The organism is Rhodococcus sp. IEGM 1306, assembly GCF_036541985.1.
GTDB lineage: Bacteria > Actinomycetota > Actinomycetes > Mycobacteriales > Mycobacteriaceae > Rhodococcus_F > Rhodococcus_F qingshengii.
In genome coordinates this window covers 1010469-1033454 of the sequence record NZ_JAZHFF010000001.1, presented here as the reverse complement: position 1 = coordinate 1033454, position 22986 = coordinate 1010469, and the positions used below count along the sequence as shown (strand labels likewise).

Annotated in this window: 24 protein-coding genes and 1 pseudogene; 12 read left to right on the top strand and 13 right to left on the bottom strand. The window is 64.2% G+C overall.

What is annotated here, in order from left to right; genetic code table 11:
* Positions 1-52: 52 nt before the first annotated feature.
* From V3587_RS05125 to mrf, 9 genes and pseudogenes are all read right to left on the bottom strand, one after another.
* Positions 53-229, bottom strand: coding sequence for a hypothetical protein (locus tag V3587_RS05125; RefSeq protein ID WP_003946347.1), 177 nt, complete (start codon positions 227-229; stop codon positions 53-55).
* 6 nt (positions 230-235) lie between these two features.
* Entirely contained in the window at positions 236-733 is a 498-nt protein-coding gene (locus V3587_RS05120; RefSeq protein WP_176720912.1) for a MogA/MoaB family molybdenum cofactor biosynthesis protein, read from the bottom strand.
* 80 nt (positions 734-813) lie between these two features.
* Positions 814-2337, bottom strand: coding sequence for a S1C family serine protease (locus V3587_RS05115; RefSeq protein WP_230587546.1), 1524 nt, complete (start codon positions 2335-2337; stop codon positions 814-816).
* 227 nt (positions 2338-2564) lie between these two features.
* A complete protein-coding gene (locus V3587_RS05110; protein ID WP_020908630.1) occupies positions 2565-3944 on the bottom strand; it encodes a HAMP domain-containing sensor histidine kinase in 1380 nt (459 codons plus the stop codon).
* 65 nt (positions 3945-4009) lie between these two features.
* Positions 4010-4696 carry a response regulator transcription factor gene (locus V3587_RS05105; protein ID WP_003946387.1) on the bottom strand — a complete coding sequence of 229 codons (687 nt, stop codon included), beginning with the start codon at positions 4694-4696 and terminating at the stop codon, positions 4010-4012.
* A gap of 70 nt (positions 4697-4766) precedes the next feature.
* Positions 4767-5377 (bottom strand): annotated as a pseudogene (locus V3587_RS05100) (trimeric intracellular cation channel family protein).
* An 18-nt stretch (positions 5378-5395) separates the two neighbouring features.
* Entirely contained in the window at positions 5396-5569 is a 174-nt protein-coding gene (rpmF, locus tag V3587_RS05095) for a 50S ribosomal protein L32 (protein WP_007727540.1), read from the bottom strand.
* On the bottom strand, positions 5569-5823 hold the full coding sequence (locus V3587_RS05090) for a type B 50S ribosomal protein L31 (RefSeq protein WP_003946367.1): 255 nt from the start codon (positions 5821-5823) through the stop codon (positions 5569-5571). The genes rpmF and V3587_RS05090 overlap by 1 nt, the downstream gene beginning before the upstream one ends.
* Positions 5820-7073, bottom strand: coding sequence for a ribosome hibernation factor-recruiting GTPase MRF (gene mrf / locus V3587_RS05085; RefSeq protein ID WP_083057010.1), 1254 nt, complete (start codon positions 7071-7073; stop codon positions 5820-5822). The genes V3587_RS05090 and mrf overlap by 4 nt, the downstream gene beginning before the upstream one ends.
* 104 nt (positions 7074-7177) lie before the next feature.
* Here mrf and rpmB point away from each other — a divergent pair, with 104 nt between their 5' ends.
* The 7 genes from rpmB (at position 7178) to V3587_RS05050 (ending at position 11227) form a co-directional block, all read left to right on the top strand.
* Positions 7178-7414, top strand: a complete 237-nt coding sequence (rpmB, locus tag V3587_RS05080) for a 50S ribosomal protein L28 (RefSeq protein WP_003946346.1) — start codon at positions 7178-7180, stop codon at positions 7412-7414.
* A 4-nt stretch (positions 7415-7418) separates the two neighbouring features.
* Complete coding sequence (gene rpmG, locus V3587_RS05075; protein ID WP_003946358.1) at positions 7419-7583, top strand: 50S ribosomal protein L33; 165 nt, start codon at positions 7419-7421, stop codon at positions 7581-7583.
* Positions 7584-7585: 2 nt separating this feature from the next.
* Positions 7586-7891 (top strand): 30S ribosomal protein S14, encoded by a 306-nt coding sequence (gene rpsN / locus V3587_RS05070; protein WP_003946379.1) that lies wholly within the window; start codon positions 7586-7588, stop codon positions 7889-7891.
* 9 nt (positions 7892-7900) lie between these two features.
* Positions 7901-8158: a 30S ribosomal protein S18 gene (rpsR, locus tag V3587_RS05065; protein WP_003946414.1), complete on the top strand. Its 258-nt coding sequence runs from the start codon at positions 7901-7903 to the stop codon at positions 8156-8158.
* A gap of 130 nt (positions 8159-8288) precedes the next feature.
* The gene (locus V3587_RS05060; protein WP_007727548.1) at positions 8289-9227 is read left to right on the top strand and encodes an AEC family transporter; all 939 of its coding nucleotides are present in this window, start codon (positions 8289-8291) and stop codon (positions 9225-9227) included.
* Positions 9228-9246: 19 nt separating this feature from the next.
* A complete protein-coding gene (locus tag V3587_RS05055; RefSeq protein ID WP_007727550.1) occupies positions 9247-9711 on the top strand; it encodes a hypothetical protein in 465 nt (154 codons plus the stop codon).
* 154 nt (positions 9712-9865) lie between these two features.
* On the top strand, positions 9866-11227 hold the full coding sequence (locus V3587_RS05050; RefSeq protein WP_283376180.1) for a flavin monoamine oxidase family protein: 1362 nt from the start codon (positions 9866-9868) through the stop codon (positions 11225-11227).
* A 36-nt stretch (positions 11228-11263) separates the two neighbouring features.
* Here the strand turns inward: V3587_RS05050 and V3587_RS05045 are convergent, their stop codons facing one another.
* Positions 11264-12781, bottom strand: coding sequence for a PucR family transcriptional regulator (locus V3587_RS05045; protein ID WP_054188811.1), 1518 nt, complete (start codon positions 12779-12781; stop codon positions 11264-11266).
* Positions 12782-12950: 169 nt separating this feature from the next.
* Between V3587_RS05045 and V3587_RS05040 the strand changes: the two genes are divergently transcribed.
* The 3 genes from V3587_RS05040 (at position 12951) to V3587_RS05030 (ending at position 16894) form a co-directional block, all read left to right on the top strand.
* Positions 12951-14381, top strand: coding sequence for a gamma-aminobutyraldehyde dehydrogenase (locus V3587_RS05040; protein WP_003946421.1), 1431 nt, complete (start codon positions 12951-12953; stop codon positions 14379-14381).
* A gap of 90 nt (positions 14382-14471) precedes the next feature.
* A complete protein-coding gene (locus V3587_RS05035; RefSeq protein WP_007727555.1) occupies positions 14472-15371 on the top strand; it encodes a universal stress protein in 900 nt (299 codons plus the stop codon).
* Entirely contained in the window at positions 15368-16894 is a 1527-nt protein-coding gene (locus tag V3587_RS05030; RefSeq protein ID WP_007727566.1) for an APC family permease, read from the top strand. Before V3587_RS05035 ends, V3587_RS05030 begins: the two co-directional genes overlap by 4 nt.
* On the opposite strand, the gene V3587_RS05025 is transcribed toward V3587_RS05030, so the two are convergent.
* Positions 16891-17508 carry a TetR/AcrR family transcriptional regulator C-terminal domain-containing protein gene (locus tag V3587_RS05025; protein ID WP_064111788.1) on the bottom strand — a complete coding sequence of 206 codons (618 nt, stop codon included), beginning with the start codon at positions 17506-17508 and terminating at the stop codon, positions 16891-16893. The genes V3587_RS05030 and V3587_RS05025 overlap by 4 nt on opposite strands.
* A gap of 149 nt (positions 17509-17657) precedes the next feature.
* Here V3587_RS05025 and V3587_RS05020 point away from each other — a divergent pair, with 149 nt between their 5' ends.
* Positions 17658-18605: a nitrilase-related carbon-nitrogen hydrolase gene (locus V3587_RS05020; protein WP_283376179.1), complete on the top strand. Its 948-nt coding sequence runs from the start codon at positions 17658-17660 to the stop codon at positions 18603-18605.
* Complete coding sequence (locus V3587_RS05015; RefSeq protein WP_047272567.1) at positions 18602-19627, top strand: agmatine deiminase family protein; 1026 nt, start codon at positions 18602-18604, stop codon at positions 19625-19627. Before V3587_RS05020 ends, V3587_RS05015 begins: the two co-directional genes overlap by 4 nt.
* A 9-nt stretch (positions 19628-19636) precedes the next feature.
* Here the strand turns inward: V3587_RS05015 and V3587_RS05010 are convergent, their stop codons facing one another.
* Both V3587_RS05010 and V3587_RS05005 read right to left on the bottom strand, forming a co-directional pair.
* Entirely contained in the window at positions 19637-21574 is a 1938-nt protein-coding gene (locus V3587_RS05010) for a VWA domain-containing protein (protein WP_204855495.1), read from the bottom strand.
* A 9-nt stretch (positions 21575-21583) separates the two neighbouring features.
* Positions 21584-22960 carry an ATP-binding protein gene (locus V3587_RS05005; protein ID WP_102999408.1) on the bottom strand — a complete coding sequence of 459 codons (1377 nt, stop codon included), beginning with the start codon at positions 22958-22960 and terminating at the stop codon, positions 21584-21586.
* Positions 22961-22986 lie beyond the last annotated feature (26 nt).

The following is a 22986-nucleotide window of genomic DNA, read 5'->3' as shown; positions in this document are numbered from 1 at the left end:
CCACAGATCAGATCAGGCCCTCGGACAATTGTCCGGGGGCCTGATTTACTTCTCAACCCCCGTGGTGCGGGGGCCGCTGACTGCGCAGCCAGTCGTCGTCCGAGGACCGCGAGGATCCTTCGGGACCCCGCTCGTCCGACGTCGTCTCGGGAAAGACGTCCCCGAAGATGCGCGCCAGGCGCTTCTTGTCGACTGACGGCTTCTTCGGGGTATCTGGTTGCTCCGACAAGCTGTCTCAGCCCTCGAGGCTGGACAGCTCGGCGATCACGTGACTCGCCAAAGCCGTCAGGGTTGCCATGCCGTCGCGAATTGCCGGCCTGGTCGACGCCAGATTGGCTACCACGGTGCTTCCCGAAACCCCGACGAGGCCGCGGGACAAGCCTGCTTCGAGCGATCCGGCCGAAAGACCGGAAGCACGAAGTGCTTCGGCAATTCCCGGGATCTCGCGATCGAGAACCTCAGCGGTCACGTCAGGAGTGACGTCACGCGGGGATACCCCGGTACCGCCGACCGAGATGACGAGGTCGACGCCACCGATGACTGCGGTGTTGAGAGCGTTGCGGATCTCCACTTCGTCGGCGGCGACGGCGACCGTCGCATCGACGAGAAAACCCGCTTCGTTCAGCAGTTCCGTGACCAGTGGACCGATGGAGTCGGTGTTGTCGCCGTGGGCTGTGCGATCGTCGACGATGACGACCAGAGCGCGGCCGGCCGATGTGGCTTCGAGTTCCATGACTCCTACCGTAGTGTCCGATCCCGACGCCGTTGCGATCTGGCCGAAGATCGGGTCGATCGTCTGCTGATCGCCGAACATCATCGGCCGCCCTGCGCTGCCGCGGTTCCCAACGTGACGTCGACGGTCTTGGTCTGCCCGCCGTCGCTGTACGTGATCGAGACCTTGTCGCCGGGAGCATGTGAACGCACTGCCGCGATCAGCGAATCACCATCTGCGACAACACGATCGTCGACCTTGGTGATGACTGCACCCTTCGGGATACCGGCCTTGGCGGCCGGCCCGTCAGCAGTGACATCCATGACGGTTGCGCCGTCGGCGTTGTCCTGCGACGGCACGGTCACGCCGATCATGGCCTGAGTCGCCTTGCCGGTCTTGATCAGTTCGTCGGCGACGCGGCGTGCCTGATCGATCGGGATGGCGAAACCGAGGCCGATCGAACCGCCTTGGGTACCCGACGACGCTCCGAGCGAGGCGATCGCCGTGTTGATGCCGATCAGCTGGCCGTCCATGTTGACGAGGGCGCCACCGGAGTTGCCGGGGTTGATCGCTGCGTCGGTCTGCAGAGCGTCGATGACGGTGTTCTGATTGCCGGACTCGCCGCTCGTGGACACCGGGCGATCGAGTGCGGAGATGATGCCTTCGGTGACCGTGCCGGCCAGGCCGAGTGGGGACCCGACGGCAACCACCTGCTGTCCGACCTGGACGTCGCCGGAGTTGCCGAGATCGATGGGGGTGAGGTCGTTTCGACCGTCGACCTTGATGACGGCGATGTCGGAGACGGGATCGGCACCGACAAGGGTGGCCGAGGCCTTGGTTCCGTCGGAGAACGCAACGCGAAGTTGCGCTCCCTGTGCGCCGGCAACGTGGTTGTTGGTCAGAATCAGACCGTCGGAGGACAGGATGACACCGGAGCCCTCACCGCCCTGTCCCTGCGCGGTGGCCACCTCGATCTGCACGACGCTCGGCACGACCTTCGAGGCAACGGCCTGAACCGAGCCGGCGGGAGCGTTGGACGTGTTGGTCGCAGTGGGCTTCGGAGCGTTCAGAGAGTTGGTGACCGTCGCGGTTCCACCGTTGCGGTCCGCGACGACGGCGCCGACCACGCCACCGACACCACCACTGACCAGGACCAGGGCGAGAGCGCCGGCAACCAGCGCCATGCGTCCCGACTTCGGCTTGGTGGTGGTCGAACCGGAGTTCGGCCCCTGCAGCGGTGCGGGGATCTGATTGTGGCCGCCGCCCGGGCCGTTCGGACCGCCGGGGCCACCAGGGTTGGGTGCGCCGTACGGGGCGCTCTGCTGGTACGCGGCCTCATGGGCACCGTGCGGGTGGCCGAAAGCCTGCGTGGGCTGCTGCTGTGCCTGCCCGAAGGCTTCGGTGGGCCTGCCTTCAGTGGGTCGGGCTTCGGCGGGTCGGGCGAACGACTCGGTCGGCTGGTACGGCTGCTGAGGCGCCTGCCCCTGAGGCTGCTGCGGCGGCACGGGAGGCTGTGCCTGAGGTGCTGTCGGCTGTGCCTGAGGTGCTGTCGGCTGCGCCTGGGTGGTGGGCTCGCTGTTGGGCTGCTCGGGCCGGGTCGGCCCGACGTTACGGTCCTCGGTCATCGGCTCGCTTTCGTCTACGGTGACCACCGGACGGGCAGTCACAACTGTTCTGCCGACAATGCTGCCTTGCGCTGCTGAGAAGGCGCTGAGACGTGCCTGTCACTTTACCCAGAGTTCGACGTGAAAAACCGGTGTTGTCGGTTCGGCCCGAAAGACTTTCGGGCCGAACGCATTAAGCCGTGACGTCAGTCACCGAAGCGCGGGACCAAACGGGTCTACAGAACACGCTACTCGGCACTCGGCCCCGGTTCACCGGGAAGCACGATACGAACAAGCGCTCCCCCACGATCGGATTCGTCGATCGCGATGGTGCCGCCGTGCTTGACGACGACCTGACGCACAATCGCAAGTCCCAGACCCGATCCCGGCATCGAACGTGCCGCGGTCGACCGGTAGAAACGATCGAACACCAACTCCCGATCCTCCTCCGGAATGCCAGGTCCCGCATCACTTACGGTCAATTCCAACAATCCTTGACCCACCGGTCGCATTTCGACGCGTACCTGTTCGCCCTTCGGACTCCACTTCGCAGCGTTGTCGAGGACGTTCAGCACGGCACGCGACAGGCCCGCTTGATCTCCGTAGACGTACCACGGAGTGGTGACCGCCTCGAACTCGATTTCGTTGCGCCTGCGCCGCGCTCGTTCGAGCGCACGCTCGACGACGTCGCTGACGTCGACGCGCTCGTACACGGTTTCGGGTGCGTCTTCACGGGCCAGGTCGACGAGGTCGCCGACCAGAGTCGAGAGTTCCTCGATCTGCGCGACGACGTCGGCACGAAGTTCTGCCATGTCCTCGTCGGGAATCTGCGGCGCACCGGGGCGACTGGACGCGATCAGCAATTCCATGTTGGTGCGCAACGAAGTCAACGGCGTCCGCAACTCGTGTCCGGCGTCCGCAACGAGGCGCGACTGACGCTCACGGGACTCGGCGAGCGCCCGCAGCATCGTGTTGAAACTCTCTGTCAGGCGCGCCAATTCGTCGCTGCCGGTAACGGGGATCTGCGTCAGATCGTCGGTCCGAGCGACTCGTTCGGTGGCAGCAGTCAGCCTGGCAATAGGTCGTAAACCGGTGCGGCCCACGGTAGTACCCGCCACCGCCGCAAGTATGACGCCACACCCGCCGACCACGAAGAGCACCCAGGCCAGACGGTCCAGTACCGCAACGGTCGGCGCGAGCCGCTGACCGATCACCAAAGTGCTTCCGTCATGGGTTCGTTGAGCCAGCACTCGCTGACCGTCGACGGTTCGCAGCGAGGAATCCGATTCGCCACGCGCTACGGCGTCTTCGGCTTCACCGATCGGCACGTCGGAACCGGGCGGCTGGTACGTGCTCAGGTCCGAGAAGATCAGGGCCACACTGATGTCGGTGGTGTACAGCGTCGCACCGGAGATGTAGCGAGGATCGAATCGCACGACATTGCTGTCGATCAGCACCGCTGCCCTGGTACGCAACTGGTGATCGACGTCCGCGTAGAGCGCACGCGAAACCACCGCGTAGGCAGCGATCGCCATGACTGCGACGGCAATGGCCACCACCGACGCGGCGAGCAGCGTCACACGCCAACGCAATGACACCGAACGGGTCAGTGGCATCGGCGGGCGCATTTCGACGGACGCTTGGGTGGTGGAGGATTTCTTCGGTTCGGCGTTCTTGCCGAACGGAGCGGTGATCACGGAGGCGTCTCCCGCAGGACGTATCCGACTCCGCGGACGGTGTGGATCAACCTCGGTTCGCCGTCGGCTTCCGTCTTGCGACGCAGGTAGCCGACATACACCTCGAGGGCATTGCCGGACGTCGGGAAGTCGTATCCCCACACTTCTTCGAGAATGCGTCCACGGGTCAGCACGCGGCGTGGGTTGGCCATGAGCATTTCGAGGAGGGAGAACTCGGTGCGCGTCAGGCTGATCGATCGTTCGCCGCGCTTGACCTCACGGGTGACCGGGTCGAGGGTGAGGTCCTCGAACGCCATCATTTCGGAATCGGCGTCCAGATCGGGCGCGGTGCGGCGAAGTAGTGCACGCAACCTGGCAAGCAACTCTTCCAAAGCGAAGGGCTTGGGCAGGTAGTCGTCCGCTCCGGCATCGAGACCGGCCACTCGCTCGCTGACCGAATCGCGGGCGGTGAGCACGAGGATGGGCAGGTCGTCGCCGGCACTGCGAAGACGACGGCACACTTCGAGTCCGTCGAGTCGCGGCATCATGACGTCGAGCACGACGGCGTCGGGCCGGTTGGCGAGGATCTTCTCGAGTGCGTCGAGCCCGTCGACCGCGAGCTCGACCGTGTAGCCGTTGAAGCTGAGCGACCGCCGAAGCGACTCGCGAACCGCCCGGTCGTCGTCGACCACCAAAATACGCATACCGACAGTTTGGACTGAAGTGCTGAGATGCGGCTGAGAGGGTCCGATTCCGGCCTCCGGCGTGTCGCGGTCAGTCCCGGGTTCGCCTCGGCCCGGGCAGGCTCCAATGACGCCATAACGCAAGCAGTCTGAACACCGCGGCGAACGCTGTGCCGCACACCAGCGCGGCGTTGGTGGACAGTCCGGCTTGCGAGACTGTGACCACCAACGCAGCGCCGAGCAGTGCGGGAACCGCGTACAGGTCTTGTGCAGGAGCAGTGGCACCTCGTTGACGAGAACGTCGCGGATCACGCCGCCGCCGATCGCCGCGGTCGCACCGATCAAGGTCGCCGCCAGCGAACTGGCGTTGTTGTCCAGCGCGATGACGGCGCCGGTGCTCGCGAACAAGCCCATCCCCAGTGCGTCGAGCGCCAGGATTTCACGACGCAGTCGATTGAGCGGCTCGTGGAGGTAGAACACGGCGAGTGAGGTGGCGGCGGCGGTTCCGAAGTACGGCCAACTGCTCAGAGAGCTGGGCGGATGGACGCCGAGGAGAACGTCGCGGACGATACCGCCACCGATGCCGGTGAACACACCCACCGAGCACACCCCGAAGATGTCGAGTCGCTTGGTGACGCCCACCAGGGCACCCGAGGCCGCGAACGCCACGATGCCCACCAGTTCGAGGATCCTCAGCAGCACCGGCCAAGGATCGCACGGTCAGATGCGGCTCGGGTCGATCACCCCGAGCCGAACTGCTTTGACCAGTCGCCGAGGGACTCGGTGGGTCTGGCCGAAGGCCGTGACCTCGACCAGATCGGGCGCCGTCGCCTTCCACTGGGCACGACGGCTGCGAGTGTTGGAACGGGACATCTTCCGCTTGGGAACGGCCATCAGAGTGCCTTGCGCTTTCCGTAGCGCCGCTCGAACTTCTCGACGCGTCCGGCGGTGTCCATCACACGTTGCGCTCCGGTCCAGAACGGGTGAGAGTCGCTCGTGACGTCGACGACCAGCAGCGGGTACGTGCCACCATCTTCCCATTCGACGGTGCGCTCACTCGTCACGGTCGATCGGGTCAGGAAGCTCTTGCCGGTGCTGGCGTCCTGGAAGACCACCGGGTGGTAGTCGGGGTGCATCTGCTTCTTCATTCGTTTCCCTCTCGCGTTGATTCGGTTTCGGCATAAGGTGATTCGGATTCGTCACACGGGTCTTCGTGAAACTCGCCGAACGGGTCTTCCCACGTTGCCCACGACGCTTCGTCCGCCAATTCGTCGTCGGTGACCAAGGCGTGCTGCAGTGTTCGGTCGATCTCGAGCGGGTTCGCACCGCAGGTCAGAACGACCATCGAGGTGTCGCGATCACCGAAACGCTCGTCCCATTTCAGAGCCGCGAGGGCACGGCGCTCGGCCGGAACGCGCTCTCGTTGCTCCGGCGTCATCGCGGCCAGCCAGGTGTCTGCGCTCGCAACCCGCAAGCCACCGCCGGCCGATTCGAGCCAGAGCGCTTCACCCGGTTGCGTCGCCACCCAGACGCGCCCCCGGGAGTACACGACGCCTTCGAGCAGAACGTCGATCGCCTCGTGCAGACGCCCGGGGTGAAACGGCCGGTTCGCGGTGAACTCGACCAGCATCACTCCGCCGTCGTCGTCGAGCGGCGGCTGGCGACGCAGCAACGGTGAATGTGCGTCGGCCAGTTCACCGCGTCGCGCATCCGCAGGCACCTCGAGGAGCAGTGCCTCGATGTCGTCTCCCTCATCGAAGACGGGTACCCGCGGAGCGATGCGCGCGAGAACCGCGTTCAAGCGGGACCGCTGCCAGCCGTCGAGCGCATCGGACCCGCGTAGGACGAGCGCGTCGGCGAAGTCGACCTGCCCGACGACGACCTGAGCCAGGGTGCGGTCGTCGTCGAGGGCTTCGTCGCCGGTGGCGTCTGCCAGCCAGGTCGCCGCGTCGATGCACGTCACGACGGCATCGACGCGGACGTCCCGCTGCGCCGGTCCGTCCAGTTGGCCGACGACGCCGGTCACGACGACGTGCTCGATCGCCCAGCACAGCGCCTCGGGCTCGAGTTGCCGGTCCAACAGCAACACGATCCGCTGCACCGAACTGTGCGAGTGAAGCCGGCGCAGGAGCGGCAGCAAGTCTTCGCGCAGGGTGCAGGAGACGCAGCCGTGCGCGAGCTCGAGGATCGTCTCGCGCTCGGACACAGTGCCGGCAGACCCGGCACTCCCGGTCATCGAGGTGACCGTCCGCCGGACCACCCCTTCACGGACGTGGCTCAGGTCGTGGTGGACCAGAACAGTTCCGGTTCTCAGCAACGCTCGTGCGGTGTGTGGGGTGGATTCGCTCATGCCGGCGACCAGGACCAGCGGAGTCCTGCCGTCCAAGATCGTGTTCACAGCGGGCCTTTCTGGGAATGATTGTCATTACCGAGGTTGAACGGTACATTGATCTCACCGCATTGTCGAAAATGATTGTCATCTGCAAGTTGAAAGGAACACCCATGTCGGCTCACTGCCAAGTGACCGGACGTGTGCCGGGGTTCGGAAAATCCGTCTCGCACTCTCACAAGCGTTCGAACCGTCGCTGGAACCCGAACATCCAGCGCAAGACCTACCTCCTGCCCAGCGAGGGGCGTCGCATCACACTCACGCTCTCGACCAAGGGCATCAAGACGATCGACCGCGACGGCATCGAATCCGTCGTCGCCCGGATCCGCGCGCGCGGCGAGAAGGTCTGAGCAGATGGCACGCAACGAGATCCGCCCGATCGTGAAACTCAAGTCCACCGCGGGCACCGGGTACACGTACGTGACCCGCAAGAACCGTCGTAACGACCCCGATCGACTCGTACTGAAGAAGTACGACCCGGTGCTGCGAAAGCACGTCGATTTCCGAGAAGAGAAGTAGGCATGGCCAAGAAGTCGAAGATCGCGAAGAACAACCAGCGACGGGTCGTCGTCGAGCGGTACGCGGAGCAGCGGTCCGCTCTCAAGGAGACGATCCGCTCCCCGAAAAGCTCGGCAGAGGAGCGCGCGAAGGCCCAAGCGACCCTGCAACGTCTACCACGCGACGCCAGTCCGGTACGATTGCGCAATCGAGACGCTGCGGATGGACGTCCGCGCGGCCACCTGCGGAAGTTCGGGCTCTCCCGGATTCGCGTGCGAGAAATGGCGCACCGTGGGGAACTGCCTGGCGTACACAAGTCGAGCTGGTAAGGAAGTCGGATGGCAGTCAAGCGTTCACCGTCGAAGAAGCCACGCCCCGTAGAGGGTCGTAAGCCTAAGAAGAACCCGTTGTTCGCAGCGAAGATCACGCATGTCGATTACAAGGACATCAACTTGCTTCGCACGTTCATCTCGGACCGCGGCAAGATCCGCAGCCGTCGCGTCACGGGCCTGACCCCCCAGCAGCAGCGTCAGGTCGCCGTTGCAGTGAAGAACGCACGCGAAATGGCGTTGCTCCCCTTCACCGCCGCCCGGTAGTCATACGTGCTCGGTAGTCACACGTAGAAGTACCGAAGAGGTCGCGCAGTCACTCGACTGCGCGGCCTTTTTGTTGCCCTGACTAAGATTTTCCCGAAGTCGTTCATTCCAGTCGAGAGGTGCCCGCAGCGTGTCGGGAGTTGTTGCGGGTTTCACCGTAATTTTTGTTGTCATCGCGGTCGGGTATCTCCTCGGCCGTCTCGGCACCCTCGGTAGCCAAGGACAGTTCGTTCTCGGTCGACTCGTCTTCTTCGTCGCGACGCCTGCCCTGCTGTTCACCACCCTCGCGTCGTCCGATCTTTCGGTGATCTTCTCGCCGACGCTCGCCGTTGCGTCGGCTACTGCCTTTGCCGTCGGCGCTCTGTACGTCGTCGTCGCAAAGATCTGGCTCAACCGGCCGCTACCCGAACTGACCATCGGCGCGCTGTCGGCTTCGTACGTGAATTCAGCCAACCTCGGAATCCCGATCGCGGTGTTCGTGCTCGGCGATGCCACGTTCGTCGCGCCGCTCCTGCTCTTCCAGATCGTCGTGTACTCCCCGATCGCCTTGACGATCCTCGATCTGACGGCCCTTCGCGGCGCGGATGCCGAGAAGCTCTCGTTGATCGACACCGTCACCGCCCCGTTCAAGAATCCGATCGTGCTCGCGGGCGCTGCGGGGTTGATCGTCGCGTTGATCGGTTGGGTACCGCCCCGGCCGCTGATGCAGCCTTTCGAATTGATCGGCGCGACGTCGGTACCCGGTGCGCTGTTGGCATTCGGGCTCTCGCTCTACGGCGTGCGGGTGCTGGAGAAGGGCTCGAGTCCACGCCGCGACGTCGCGCTGGCGTCGACGCTCAAGATCGTGGTCCAACCTGTGCTGGCCTATCTGATGGCGCATTTCCTCCTCGACATCGACGGTCATCAGTTGTTCGCCATCGTGGTCGTCTCGACGTTGCCGACGGCGCAGAACGTCTTCATCTACGCAAGCCGCTATCGGCGCGGAATGGTCCTCGCCCGAGACAGTGCCTTTGTCACCACTTTGGCGTCAATTCCGGCAATTGCGCTGGTCACAGCGCTACTCGCTTGAGCAGGGTTACGGTGGATTCATGCGTGTACTAACCCTCGCCGTTCTGGCCTGCCTTGCTGTGGCCGGATGCTCCGTCGGGGCCCAGACCACGGGGCCGGTTGCCGCACCGAATCCGATGGCGGCCAACGAAGCAAGTCCCGCCGACTGGTCGCTCGGAACCCCCGTTCCCGACGAGGTCGACGACAGCGAGATGGGCACGGAGTTCGACAGCCGCACCGACATCGTGGGTGCGACGGCCACGATGTTCGAATCGTGGTCCGAGGTCGACGATCACACGGTGGCCGTCCACTTCGTGACCGGCACTCCGGAGTGCTACGGCGCGTACGCAACCGTCGAAGAGACCGATACGACGGTGATCGTCACGCTCCGAACCGGGGCACTGCCCGAGGCCGCGGACAAGATGTGCATTCTGGTTGCCGTGTTCGGCAGCTTGGATGTCCCGCTGAGCCGACCGCTCGGCGATCGTCACGTCATCAACGGCTAGCTGCGCGCCTAAACGGCACAAGTTCGACGATCGAACACGCCGTTTCGTCAGGTGTGGTGTGCGTCTCCTCGGGACAGACTGAAAACCGACACCCGTTCACTCGCTCGTCGGCAGCTTTCGACTCGAGCGGTGCTCAACATGAAGGAGCTCGCAAGTGCCTACTCTCCAGAGAGACGTTGCAATCGTCGGTGCCGGCCCCTCTGGCCTGGCAGCTGCAACCGCGCTGCGCAAGGCCGGTTTGACCGTCGCTGTGATCGAAGCGCGTGACCGCGTCGGCGGCCGCACGTGGACCGACACCATCGACGGAGCAGTTCTGGAAATCGGCGGCCAGTGGGTCTCCCCCGACCAGACCGCGCTGATCTCCTTGCTCGACGAACTCGGCCTGAAAACTTTCGAGCGCTACCGCGAGGGCGAGTCCGTCTACATCTCGTCGGCAGGTGAGCGGACGCAGTACACGGGTGATTCCTTCCCCACGAACGACACCACGAAGAAGGAGATGGACCGTCTCATCGACGAGATGGACGATCTCGCAGCACAGATCGGCGCCGAGGAACCGTGGGCACATCCCCTCGCCCGCGATCTCGACACAGTCTCCTTCAAGCAGTGGCTGATCAATCAGTCCGACGACGCCGAGGCACGTGACAACATCGGCCTCTTCATCGCCGGTGGCATGCTCACCAAGCCCGCCCACTCGTTCTCTGCCCTGCAGGCCGTACTCATGGCCGCTTCCGCAGGTTCGTTCTCCCACCTTGTCGACGAGGACTTCATTCTCGACAAGCGAGTGATCGGCGGAATGCAGCAGGTATCGATCCACATGGCGGAGGCCCTCGGTGACGACGTCTTCCTCAACGCACCCGTGCGAACGGTGAAGTGGAACGAATCCGGTGCAACGGTGTTGGCGGACGGCGATGTTCGCGTCGAGGCAAGCCGAGTGATCCTGGCCGTACCGCCCAACCTCTACTCCCGAATCTCGTACGATCCCCCGCTGCCGCGTCGTCAGCACCAGATGCACCAGCACCAGTCCCTCGGCCTCGTCATCAAGGTTCACGCGGTGTACGAGACGCCTTTCTGGCGCGAAGACGGCCTCTCCGGCACCGGCTTCGGCGCGTCCGAGGTAGTGCAGGAGGTGTACGACAACACCAACCACGAGGACGATCGCGGCACCCTGGTCGCGTTCGTCTCCGACGAGAAGGCCGACGCGATGTTCGAGCTTTCCGTCGAGGAGCGTAAGGCCACGATTCTGGCCTCACTTGCCCGCTATCTCGGCCCGAAGGCCGAAGAGCCGGTTGTGTACTACGAATCCGACTGGGGCTCGGAGGAATGGACCCGCGGTGCGTACGCAGCGAGCTTCGACCTCGGAGGCCTGCACCGCTACGGCGCGGATTCCCGCACGCCCGTCGGCCCGATTCACTTCTCGTGCTCCGACATTGCGGCCGAGGGGTACCAGCACGTCGACGGTGCCGTTCGGATGGGTCAGCGAACCGCAGCCGACATCATCGCTCGCAGCAAGGCCTGACGGCCGCTTTGCCAAGTCTCGATCATTGCCCGGCAGTCACGATTGCCGGGCAATGATCGAGAGCAGTAGTTCGGCCCGAACCCTGGCCACTTCCAGCCGACAGTCGATCAGGCTCTCCACCTTCGCCATTCGGCTCCGCAGTGTGTGCCGGTGAACGCCCATCGTGATGGCGGCCGCTTCCCAGTGTCCGTTGGCCTCGAGAAATGCCCGCAACGACGCCAGCAGTTCGGTGCCGTTGTCACGGTCGTAGTCCTCGATCGGTGTGATCATCGTTTCCGCCAACGTGTTGAGCACTTCACGCGTCGAATCGAAAGACAGCAGCACACTTCCGGTCAGCGCCGCGAATTCCAAAGGTTCGCCACCGATTTCCGCCGCCGACGCACACAGCTGGGACTGTTCGACGGCGACCGCCAGCGCAGCGACCACCCGTCGCGCGCTCAAGCCGACACGAAGCGCGCGAAGATCCGACCTCGATACCCCGCCGAGCAGCTCTCGGGCGAACTCGACGTCGTCGGTTCCACGCAGCAGCACCGTGACGCGAGTGTCGTTGATCCGCGAGAACAACTGCCGCCCCGCCTTGTTCATGAACTCGGCAATCTCGGCTCCGACGCGTCCCGCTACGTCGGACGTGTCGGTAAGAACTGTCAATCCTCGGATCATTCCCTCGCCGTCGGCGGCCTGCCTGATCTGTTGCCACGCCGGCGCCGGGTCGCGATCCTCGGTGAGCAGCAGCCCGAGGGCGTGCGAATTCAACTGATCCTGAGTAGCACGCAGGCGCGCGGGTTTCTCGAAGTCCAATGCCAACAACGAGTTCGCGTGACCGAGCAGTATCTGATCGACGTAGCTGAGCGCCGAAGCACTGATCACCGCCAGGTATCCGTACGGCGTTCGCCCGACGCTGATCTGCTGCACCGCGATCGACGCTCCAGACCTTGCGAGCGTCACGCTACTGGAGGCACCGCCCCCGAGAGTTGCTCGCAGTTCGTCGATCACGTCGTCCGTCGGCAGTTGAGGTGAGCTCTCGAGAACTCTTCCGGCGACGTCGAGAAGAAGCACCGTCGCCGAAGTCGCGATCGCCAGTTCACGCACGGTCGCAGCCGTTCCGCCGGAAATGACGGCACGCGTCATCCGCGGTTGCGCCCGCGACGCCCGGAGGACAGCTTCATATTCCTGCTCTGCCAACCGGCTCATTACGCGCTTGACGACGGCAGCAAAAGGCGTCGGCAGCGGCACCTCGATCAGCGGGAGTCCGATCTCGTCGGCGACGGCCACCAGATCGGCCGGGACCTCGGGGTACGAGAGCCCGGTTCCGAATCCCACCGCCGCCACACCTGCCGCGTCGAGCATTCGGAGATAGCGGCCGCGCTTTTGCTGAGTGGACGGCAATCGGATGCCGGTGGTGAGGATGAATTCGCCGCCGGTCAACCACCGGAAAGGGTCGAGCAACTCCGTGGCGTGCGCAAATGTGATTTCGCGACCGACGCCCTGGGCGCCGCCTTTGAGTTCCAGCGCGAGGTCCGGCTGCGCCAACATCCACCGCACAGCGATCGTCATGGGCTGGACTGTACAACTCGGCGCGTCGGCGATCAAAGATTTCACCTTTTTGGCAGCTGCCTTTACTTGTGAGTCAGCGCACACTTGCTCACACACGCCCCACAAAGTGCGAGTTCCGTGCTGATCACCTCGGCCGGAACTCGTTCGACCTCGAGAGGAACCGGTACCGATGTCGATCGTCGTACTCGAGAACTACATCAACGGTGAATTCGTCGCCTCAGCCGCGACGGAAACACTCGACCTGATCAACCCCGTGGACGAGAGTGTGGTCGGGCGTACGCCGGTCTCCACGAAGGAAGACGTCGACGCCGCCGTCGAAGCCGCACAGAGAGCATTCGAGACCTGGGGCAAGACGACGCCGAGCGTGCGGCAGGCTGCACTCCTCAAGCTCGCCGACGCCATCGAAGCGCACAGCGACGAAATCGTCGCAGCCGAAAGCGCCAACACCGGCCAGGCCCACCAGATGATCGCCGACGAAGAGGTCAAGGTCGGAGCCGATCAGATGCGGTTCTTCGCCGGAGCCGCACGACTTCTCGAGGGCAAGGCGGCCGGAGAGTACATGGAGGGTTTCACCTCCTACGTCCGTCGTGAGCCGATCGGCGTCGTCGGTCAGGTCACGCCCTGGAACTACCCGTTCATGATGGCGCTGTGGAAGATCGGGCCCGCCCTCGCGGCCGGCAACACGATCGTCCTCAAGCCCAGCGACACCACACCGGGCAGCACGCTGGTCCTGGCGAAGCTCTCGAAGGGCATCCTGCCGGACGGCGTGTTCAACGTCGTGCTCGGCAACGGCGGAACCGGAGCGACGTTGGTGGAGAACCCGGCCCTCGGTCTCGTCTCGATCACCGGTTCGGTGCGGGCGGGCATCGCTGTCGCCGTGTCCGCAGCACAGCAACTCAAGCGCGCGCACCTCGAACTGGGCGGCAAAGCGCCGGCGATCGTCTTCGGCGACGTCGACATCGAGAAGACCGCCACCGGCATCGCCGAGGCAGCGTTCTTCAACGGCGGCCAGGATTGCACCGCGGCCACTCGCGTGATCGTTCACGAGTCCATCCACGATCAGCTCGTCGAAGCCCTCGTCCGGAACGCCGAGAAGCTGCGCCCCGGAGCGCCTTCCGATCCTGATGCCTTCTACGGCCCGCTCAACAACATCAATCACTTCAACGCCGTGAGCGACAAGATCGCGAACCTGCCGGCGTCGGCCAAGATCGTTACCGGCGGAAAGCGTTCGGGCGAAACCGGATTCTTCTTCGAGCCGACCGTCATCACCGGCGTCGCGCAATCGGACGACATCGTGCAGGAAGAGACTTTCGGTCCTATCCTCACAGTCCAGAGCTTCTCCGACGAGAAGGAGGCGATCACGCTTGCCAACGACGTTCGGTTCGGCCTGGCCTCGAGCATCTGGACCAAGGATCACGGTGTCACGCAACGCGTCTCCGCTGCTCTCGACTTCGGTGCGGTGTGGATCAACTGCCACATCCCGCTCGTCGCCGAAATGCCGCACGGCGGCTTCAAGTATTCCGGTTACGGCAAGGATCTCTCGGCCTACGGAGTCGAGGACTACACCCGTCTCAAGCACGTCATGAGTTCGCACGACTGAGTCGCCGCCCCTCCTGCTGTGCGCCTTTATCAACCCCCCGCGGTTAATAAAGGCGCACAGCAGATTCCTCCAATCCGGAAAAGAGCCACCATGCGCCTTATCGTCGGATACCTCGCCACACCCAGCGGTAAAGACGGGCTGGTCCTCGGGGCCCAGCTCGCGCGCAGTCTCGGCGCGCAACTCGACATCTGCATGGTCCTCCCACCGGATCGGACACTGCCGGCCAAGGTTCCCTCGGAAGCCGGCTACGACGACATCCTCGCCGCGCGTGCACACGACTGGCTCGCCGAGGCGAAAGCGTCGGTGCCCGAGGACATCCAGGTGGAAGTACACCTGAGCTTCCACGAGTCGTTCGCCCAGGGCCTGCTCGACGAAGTGGACCGACTGAATGCGCTCGCGATCGTGGTGGGAGCTTCCGGCGACGGTCTGCTCGGCCGTCACGCGATAGGTTCGGTCTCGACCGAACTGCTTCACTCCGCCCATGTCCCGGTAGCACTGGCGCCTCGCGGAACGCGGCACTCGGCGGCCACTGCGATACGAGAGGTCACCTGTGCACTCGGCACCCGTGTCGGCGCCGACATCGTCTTGAACACCGCCGTGCGCGCCAGCGAACTGATGCAGGTTCCGTTGCGACTGGTCTCACTGGTAGCGCTCGACCCCCAGAACGATCTGCGCGATCATCGCGACACCGCCGAGTCGGCCAGGGAGCGTGCACGAAATCACGCTCAGGACACACTCGACGTCGCAAGAGCCGCGCTCCCCGCGGAGTTCCCCATCGAGGTCATCATTGCCGACGGATCTACCGTGGAATCGGCAGTGCGTCAACTGGACTGGCAGGACGGCGACCTCGTGATGGTCGGTTCAAGTCGACTCGCACAGCCCCGCAAACTGTTCCTGGGCTCGACCGCCGCCAAGATGCTGCGCGTACTGCCCGTACCCATGGTCGTAGTGCCCAAGCACGAATTCACCCAGCCGGAGGCACTGTCATGACCAGCACCGAACTGAGTTCCAAAGGCCTCGCCACCGGCAAGATCGGCATGATCTCCGGCGCGGTGCTCGGAATCTCCTCCGTGGCACCGGGTTACACCCTGACGGCCAGCATCGGATTGATCGTCGCTGCGGTCGGTCTCAAGATGCCCGCCATCTTCATCGCCGGCTTCATCCCGATGTTCCTCACCGCGTACGCGTACCGCGAACTGAACTCCGACACTCCTGACTGCGGAGCGTCATTCACGTGGTCCACCAAGGCATTCGGACCGTACGTCGGCTGGATGTGCGGCTGGGGCATGGTGATCGCCACCATCATCGTGCTCTCGAACCTCGCTGCAATTGCCGTCGACTTCTTCTATCTGTTCATCGCGCGGGTGGTCGACAATCCGTCGATCGCCGATCTGCCGGGCAACAAATTTGTCAATGTCGGCACCACACTCGTCTTCATCGCCCTGGCCACGTGGATAGCGAGTCGGGGAATCACTACCAGCGAGCGCGTGCAGTTCGCACTCGTCGGCTTCCAGATGGTGCTGCTGGTCGTCTTCGCCGTCGTTGCACTGGTTCACGTCGGCGCCGGCGATGCCCCGGCCGGCTTGTCCTTCGACCTGAGTTGGTTCAACCCGTTCAGCGGACTCGCCATCGGTGCGTTTGTCATCGGACTCACCGGATCGATCTTCGCGTTCTGGGGCTGGGATACCTGTCTCACGCTGGGCGAGGAGTCGAAGAACCCCAAGAAGACCCCCGGCCGCGCCGGTTTGCTCTGTGTCGCAACCATTCTCCTGACCTACCTGCTGGTCGCCGTTGCCGCGATGATGTACGCCGGCGTCGGCGAGGAAGGCCTCGGCCTGGGCAATCCCGACAACTCCGAGAACGTCTTCGGCGCTCTGGCCGACCCGGTCCTGGGCAACTGGGGCGGAATGCTTCTGTTCCTCGCGGTCTTCGTCTCTTCAGTCGCCAGCCTGCAGACCACGTTCCTGCCCGCGGCACGAACCATGCTCGCCATGGGTGCATACGGAGCTTTCCCCAAGAAGCTCGCCGAGGTCTCGCCTCGGTTCCTGGTGCCGTCGTACGCGACCGTCGTGGCAGGCGCGGTAACCGCAGTGTTCTACAGCGTCGTCACGTTCCTGTCCGAAAGTGCTCTGCTCGACACGATCGCCGCACTCGGCATCATGATCTGCTGGTACTACGGCATCACCGCATTCGCGTGCGTGTGGTACTTCCGCAAGACGCTTTTCGAGAGCGTACGAAACTTCGTCTTCCGGCTCGCGTTCCCACTCATCGGTGGCCTCATGCTGCTTGCGGTGTTCGTCATTTCGGTCCAGGAGAGTATGAATCCGGACAACGCCAGCGGAGCATCCATCGGCGGAATCGGCCTGGTCTTCTTCCTCGGCTTCGGAATCCTCATCCTCGGCGCGGTACTGATGATGGTCATGCGAGTGCGCAATCCCGAGTTCTTCGAGGGCAAAACCCTCAACCGCGACACGGAGGCTCTGCGCGACGAGAACGACCTCAGCGTGTCTTAGGAGACAGTAGGTTCGGGGGCCTGAGCGATCAGGCCCGCCATCAATACGCGCAAGCCGAATTCGAAGGCGGCGTCGGCACGTTCGGGATTTTTCCCGGATGTTGCCAACGCCGCCTTCATCGCGTCGTTGGCCTCGGGCCCCGATGCCCACTGGACATCCGGCGCCGCCAGATCCAACGCCGAACCGAGAACAAAACTGTCGACGGTCGTGATTGCGTGCAGCGTTTGAGGCGGGTCGAAGCCACCATCGGCGAATGCCTGCGCCAACGCGTTGTACAGGGTGAACGCCACACCGGCCTGCACCGTCTGGGCGGTGAAGAGCGGAATCAGGCGAGGATGTGCTGCGTAGCTTCGCCGGTACTCGGCTGCCAGCGCAGAGACGGTCTCGCTCCAGGATCCCGAGGCCGACTCCACGTCGATTCCCGCCATCAGCTGAGCCCTCATCAGTTCGACGATCTCGGCCCGTCCGGAAACGTGGTTGTAGAGCGAGGACGGTCGAACCTTCAGTCGTGCGGCGAGTCCCGGCATGGTGAAGTCGCCGGATTCGTCCACCGACTCGATCGCTGCCTCGGTGATGATCGCCGGTGAGAGCAGTCGTTGCGATGGCCGCGGCATATGTCCTCCTGTAGTGATCCACACCGTTCGGGGCGCTGCAAAAAACAATTCCTCGAAAGTCCTTGATCAATCAGCACTCACCCACCATACTTAACGAATCACATTCGTTTTACGTTGAACGTCGAATACCCGAGCACCGAGGAAACCCCATGCTGACGATCACCGCCCTCACCCCACCCGAGTCACCGGCCGCGACTTCGCCGTCCACGTCCACCCCTCTGCGTGTAGGTCTCGTCCAACATCGCTGGCACGAGGACCAAGACGACCTCCACGCTGAATTGAGCGAAGGCATTGCGTCCGCAGCGAAGCTGGGCGCTTCCGTGGTCTTTCTTCCGGAGCTGACGCTCAGCCGCTACCCCGCCTCCACCCCGGCCGGCGACAATCCCGGACGCGCGGCGGAAGACCTGCTCACCGGACCCACTTTCGCCTTCGCCACCAAGGCCGCCGCGGAGAACCAGGTTCTCGTTCACGCGTCGTTGTACGAGCGCAGCGACGCCGAGGACGGCCTGGGCTTCAACACCGCGATCCTGGTCTCGCCCGGGGGTGAACTTCTCGGTCGTACCCGCAAGCTCCACATTCCGGTGACGGCCGGGTACTACGAGGACACGTACTTTCGCGGCGGTCCGTCCGAGGACGCATACCCCGTTCACGAGGCACTCGGCGCCAAGTTCGGACTCCCGACATGCTGGGACGAGTGGTTCCCCGAGGTCGCACGTGCATACTCCCTCGCCGGTGCCCAGGTCCTGGTGTACCCGACGGCGATCGGCTCGGAACCCGATCACCCGAACTTCGACACCCAACCGCTGTGGCAGCAAGTGATCGTCGGAAACGGTGTCGCCAACGGCACTTTCATGGTTGTCCCCAATCGCCACGGCAGTGAAGGTCTCATCAACTTCTACGGTTCGTCGTTCATCTCGGACCCGTACGGACGCATCCTCGTTCAGGCTCCGCGCGACGAATCAGCCGTCCTGGTCGCAGATCTCGACCTGCAGCACCGTGAAGACTGGCTTGCGCTGTTCCCGTTCCTGGCCACTCGCCGACCCGACACCTACTCGGCCCTGACCGCACCGGTGAACACTGCAGGAGCCAACCGATGACCTGGCGCATGCCCGCGGAAAGTGAGCCGCACGAACGTACCTGGATGGCGTACCCGAGCGCCGGATACTCTCTCGGGGACACCGCGGAAGAACAGCACGAAGCGCGCTCGACGTGGGCGGCCGTCGCCCACGCCGTCGCCGAATTCGAGCCGGTCACCGTCGTCGTCGATCCCGCCGAAGTCGAAGAAGCACGAAAGTACCTGTCCGAGAAGGTCGACATCGTCGAGGCACCTCTCGACGACGCGTGGATGCGCGACATCGGGCCGACGTTCGTCCTGTCCGACGAAGGCCGTCTCGGCGGAGTCGACTGGGTGTTCAACGGCTGGGGTGCACAGGATTGGGCGCAGTGGGACAAGGACTCGAAGATCGGCGCATTTGTCGTCGAACAATCCGGTGCCCAGTTGATCGACTCACCAATCGTCAACGAGGGCGGCGGTATTCAAGTCGACGGTCTCGGCACCGTCTTGGTCACCGAAACCGTCCAACTCGATCCGGGACGAAACCCCGACCTGACGAAGGCCGACATCGAGGCCGAACTCGCCCGCACCATCGGCGCCAAGCACGTGATCTGGCTTCCCCGCGGGTTGACCCGCGATCAGGAGACCTACGGAACGCGCGGACACGTCGACATCGTCGCTGCCATCTCTTCCCCCGGAGTGGTACTCGTCCATGACCAACGCAATCCGGTGCACCCCGACTACGCCGTCAGCAAGACGATCATCGAGTTGTTCGAAAGCTCGACGGACGTCGGCGGCCGGCCGTGGAAGGTCATTCGGGTACCCGCTCCCGAAATCCTGCGCGACGACGAGGGATTCGTCGACTACAGCTACATCAACCATCTCGTGGTCAATCGCGGAGTGATTGCCTGCAGCTTCGACGATCCGGCCGACGCCGAAGCGGCCCGGATCCTTGCGGCCGCCTACCCCGGGCGCACCGTCGTCACCGTCGACGCCAGACCGCTGTTCGAACGTGGCGGCGGCATCCACTGCATCACCCAGCACCAGCCCGCTGAACAAGACTGACGGCCGGAATCAGCGGCGACCTCGCATGTAGTCACTCACGACCGCGGCGCCGAGGCCGTCCAGGTCCGGCGCGATGACGCGTCCACCCACACGGTGCGCCATCCGGTCGACCACCCTGGCCAGACCTGGATCCTCACCGAGGCGGAAGAACGTGACCTTGGCGCCCAGCCTGGCCACCGCGTCGAGTGCTCGAACCGTCAAACCGAGGGTTCGCGCACTCGGCGGGTAGTCGAACCTGGCTTCTCCGTCCGCTTCGAGATGAGCCGTCGGCTCACCGTCCGTGACGATCAATACCACCGGCTGTGCGTTGGAATGGCGTCGAAGGTGTCTGGCCGCCAACAACAGTGCGTGGTGCAGGTTGGTTCCCTGGTCCCACGCGCCGTCCAAACCGGCGAGCTCCGACGGGCTCAGTACGTGCGCGTGGCGTCCGAAGGCGATCAACTGGAGTTCGTCGCTGCGAAACCGCGTGCTCACCAGATGATTGAGTGCCAGAGCGGTGCGCTTCATCGGCACCCAGCGATCCTCCATCACCATCGAGAACGACGTGTCCACCAACAGAGCCACAGCAGCCTGACTACGCTGCTCGGTTTCGGCCACCTCGACATCGACGACGCTCAGCCGCACCGGCATTCGGCCCGGGTCACGTAGGACGGCGTTGGTGATGGTTCTCGTGACGTCCCACGGTTCGGTGTCCCCGAACTCCCATTCGCGGGAAGCTCCGGTCGGTTCGCCCATCGCACCGGCCCGACGCGTATCGCGTTGGCCGGTTCGCGACGACAGTTGCCCGGCGACATCGCGCAGAGCAGTCTGCCCGAGCTGTCGCATGGCTTTGGGCGACAAGCGCCATTGACCATCCGGTGAACGATCGAAGAAACCCTGTTCCTGCAAAGCCTTTTCGAGATCGGCCAGGGTGCGAGCATCAGCGGCGGCTTCGTCGCCGAGTTGCCGCGCGAGTAGCTCGGGGTCGATGTCGTCGAGCGCCGCGCCCGCGTATTGCTGCGACAGTTGATCCGCCAAGGATTCCAGCTCGGCGATGTCCTGCAGGGCACCGGTCCCCTCACCCAACCCCATTCCGTTGTCGCCGCGGAACTGTTGCGAACCTTCCCAGTCCTCACCCGGCCGAGCCGCCTGAAGGAACTGGTCGAGTTGACTCAGCTCACTCATCAGGCTCGGATCACCGAACGCCTGCTGCGCCAACGCATCCAACTCGTCACGCTGCTCCTGCGAGAGCGAGTTCCGCAATCGTTGTGCAGCCGCCGCGCGCTGCGCCAAAGAATCCAGAAGTTCGTCGACGTTGCGCGGGTTGTCCGGGAAATACTGCCCGTGCTTGTCTATGAAGTCCGCGAACTGCTCCGCAGTGTCGACGCCCCGAGAGTGCGCGTCGAGCAAGTGATTCAGATCAGCCAGCATCTGGCGTATCTGCTCACGATCCTCGTCGGTGGCGCCCTCGAGTGCCTGCTTCATTCCCGAGAAGCGTTGATCGAGGACCTCTCGCCCGAGCAGATCACGAATCTTCTCGTAATCCGCGCGCGCCTGTTCGCTGCGCCAGTTGTAGTCGGCCAGATCTTGCACGGCCTGAGCTGTCGACGGCGGTAACTCCTCGATCCGCATTTCGTTGAATCGTGCGTCGTCGTCGAGAGCACGTGCCAGTTCTTTGCGCTCTTCGAGCACCGCCTTGTCGAGAAGCTTGCGAACCTCGTCGAGAGTTCCGTCGAGATTGTTGCGGCGCAGCAACTCGCGTCGACGCCGGTTCGCCTGGGCGGCAAGGTCGTCGAGCCCGCGCATGTCCCGGTTGCCTCGGCGCAGGAGCTCTCGGAGGGCATGGCGCGGCGACGTGCCCGACAACACGTCGTCGCCGATTGCTGCCAGGGCCTCGCGCAGATCCACGGGAGGCGCGAGCGGATCGGGACCACCGTCGTAAGGCCCGTACCGCGGATTGTGGATCATCACTGCCCCTTACGAATACACCGAGCGGCCGCCCGGGCCTTGATCTTTGGAGATCCGGCGCGCGAGGTAAAGCCCTTCGAGGGCAAGTTCGGCACCGGCGGCACGCTCGCCGTCGGATTGCGCACCGAGACGTTCGGCTACTTCGTCGAGGACCTCGAGGTCCGGAAGCTCGTCGAGAAATGCCTTGGCCGTGACAGATTCACCGGTGACGATCGTGTTGCCCATCTCCACCGCAGCAACCAGCATCCCCAGGTCGATCCCGCCGAGACGTACCCGAACCGTATCGGCCGTCGCGCGACGCAGCAGGTGCTCGAGCACCTCCAGTTCCCGTCCCTCTTCACCGGATTCGAACTCGACCTTGCCGCGAAGAACCTCGACCACGGACTCGAGATCGACGGGCCGTGCAACAGGATCGGCTTCGCCGAGCACCGCTGCCCGTCGTACCGCGGCGGCACTGACGGTTTCCGCGCCGGCGACGGCAAAGCGTGCCGACACACCCGATCGCTGGTCCACCGAGGTGGATTCGCGGAGCAGGCGAGTGAATCTGGCAAGAATTTCGAGAAGGTAGTCGGGCACCTCCGCGGCCAGGTGCGCCTCCTGCTCGATCACCGCGATCTCGCCCGCCAACTCGACGGGGTAGTGAGTACGGATCTCGGCGCCGAAGCGGTCCTTGAGTGGTGTGATGATGCGCCCGCGGTTGGTGTAGTCCTCGGGGTTGGCGCTCGCGACCAGAAGAACGTCCAACGGAAGCCGAAGCGTGTACCCGCGGACCTGGATGTCCCGCTCTTCCATCACGTTGAGCAAAGAGACCTGGATGCGTTCGGCGAGGTCGGGAAGCTCGTTGATAGCCACGATTCCGCGATGCGCGCGAGGCACGAGGCCGAAGTGAATGGTCTCCGGATCGCCGAGGCTCCGGCCTTCGGCAACCTTGACCGGATCGACGTCGCCGATCAGGTCGGCGACCGAGGTATCCGGCGTCGCCAACTTCTCGGAGTACCGCTCGCTGCGGTGGCGCCAGGCGATCGGGAGGTCGTCGCCCAGTTCCTTGGCTCGACGTATCGAAGCCGGGGTGATCGGCTCGTACGGGTGCTCCCCCAGTTCCGAGCCTTCGATGACGGGCGTCCACTCGTCGAGCAGGAGCCCGAGAGTGCGAAGCAGCCTCGTCTTTCCCTGACCTCGTTCGCCGAGCAGAACCACGTCGTGGCCGGCGATCAGCGCCCGCTCGAGTTGCGGGGCGACCGTGTCCTCGAACCCGACTATCCCGGGCCAGGGGTCACGGCCGTCCCGCAACGCGGCGAGAAGATTCTCTCGTAGTTCTTCCTTGACACTTCGCTGTACGTGTCCGGAGGCGCGTAGCTCTCCGAGGGTTTTTGCGACAGTCACCACTCCACGCTACGAGTGTTTGCGGGGTT

What these genes read in the sequence shown, in the direction of transcription:
- rpmB (WP_003946346.1), top strand. Translation starts at nt 7,178, where the DNA reads ATGTCGGCTCACTGCCAAGTGACCGGACGTGTGCCGGGGTTCGGAAAA.
- V3587_RS05115 (WP_230587546.1), bottom strand. Translation starts at nt 2,337, where the DNA reads ATGACCGAGGACCGTAACGTCGGGCCGACCCGGCCCGAGCAGCCCAAC.
- V3587_RS05040 (WP_003946421.1), top strand. Translation starts at nt 12,951, where the DNA reads ATGTCGATCGTCGTACTCGAGAACTACATCAACGGTGAATTCGTCGCC.
- V3587_RS05015 (WP_047272567.1), top strand. Translation starts at nt 18,602, where the DNA reads ATGACCTGGCGCATGCCCGCGGAAAGTGAGCCGCACGAACGTACCTGG.
- rpmF (WP_007727540.1), bottom strand. Translation starts at nt 5,569, where the DNA reads ATGGCCGTTCCCAAGCGGAAGATGTCCCGTTCCAACACTCGCAGCCGT.
- V3587_RS05105 (WP_003946387.1), bottom strand. Translation starts at nt 4,696, where the DNA reads ATGCGTATTTTGGTGGTCGACGACGACCGGGCGGTTCGCGAGTCGCTT.
- rpmG (WP_003946358.1), top strand. Translation starts at nt 7,419, where the DNA reads ATGGCACGCAACGAGATCCGCCCGATCGTGAAACTCAAGTCCACCGCG.
- V3587_RS05020 (WP_283376179.1), top strand. Translation starts at nt 17,658, where the DNA reads ATGCTGACGATCACCGCCCTCACCCCACCCGAGTCACCGGCCGCGACT.
- V3587_RS05035 (WP_007727555.1), top strand. Translation starts at nt 14,472, where the DNA reads ATGCGCCTTATCGTCGGATACCTCGCCACACCCAGCGGTAAAGACGGG.
- V3587_RS05120 (WP_176720912.1), bottom strand. Translation starts at nt 733, where the DNA reads ATGGAACTCGAAGCCACATCGGCCGGCCGCGCTCTGGTCGTCATCGTC.
- rpsN (WP_003946379.1), top strand. Translation starts at nt 7,586, where the DNA reads ATGGCCAAGAAGTCGAAGATCGCGAAGAACAACCAGCGACGGGTCGTC.
- V3587_RS05025 (WP_064111788.1), bottom strand. Translation starts at nt 17,508, where the DNA reads ATGCCGCGGCCATCGCAACGACTGCTCTCACCGGCGATCATCACCGAG.
- V3587_RS05010 (WP_204855495.1), bottom strand. Translation starts at nt 21,574, where the DNA reads ATGATCCACAATCCGCGGTACGGGCCTTACGACGGTGGTCCCGATCCG.
- V3587_RS05030 (WP_007727566.1), top strand. Translation starts at nt 15,368, where the DNA reads ATGACCAGCACCGAACTGAGTTCCAAAGGCCTCGCCACCGGCAAGATC.
- V3587_RS05045 (WP_054188811.1), bottom strand. Translation starts at nt 12,781, where the DNA reads ATGACGATCGCTGTGCGGTGGATGTTGGCGCAGCCGGACCTCGCGCTG.
- V3587_RS05090 (WP_003946367.1), bottom strand. Translation starts at nt 5,823, where the DNA reads ATGAAGAAGCAGATGCACCCCGACTACCACCCGGTGGTCTTCCAGGAC.
- rpsR (WP_003946414.1), top strand. Translation starts at nt 7,901, where the DNA reads ATGGCAGTCAAGCGTTCACCGTCGAAGAAGCCACGCCCCGTAGAGGGT.
- V3587_RS05110 (WP_020908630.1), bottom strand. Translation starts at nt 3,944, where the DNA reads ATGCGCCCGCCGATGCCACTGACCCGTTCGGTGTCATTGCGTTGGCGT.
- V3587_RS05055 (WP_007727550.1), top strand. Translation starts at nt 9,247, where the DNA reads ATGCGTGTACTAACCCTCGCCGTTCTGGCCTGCCTTGCTGTGGCCGGA.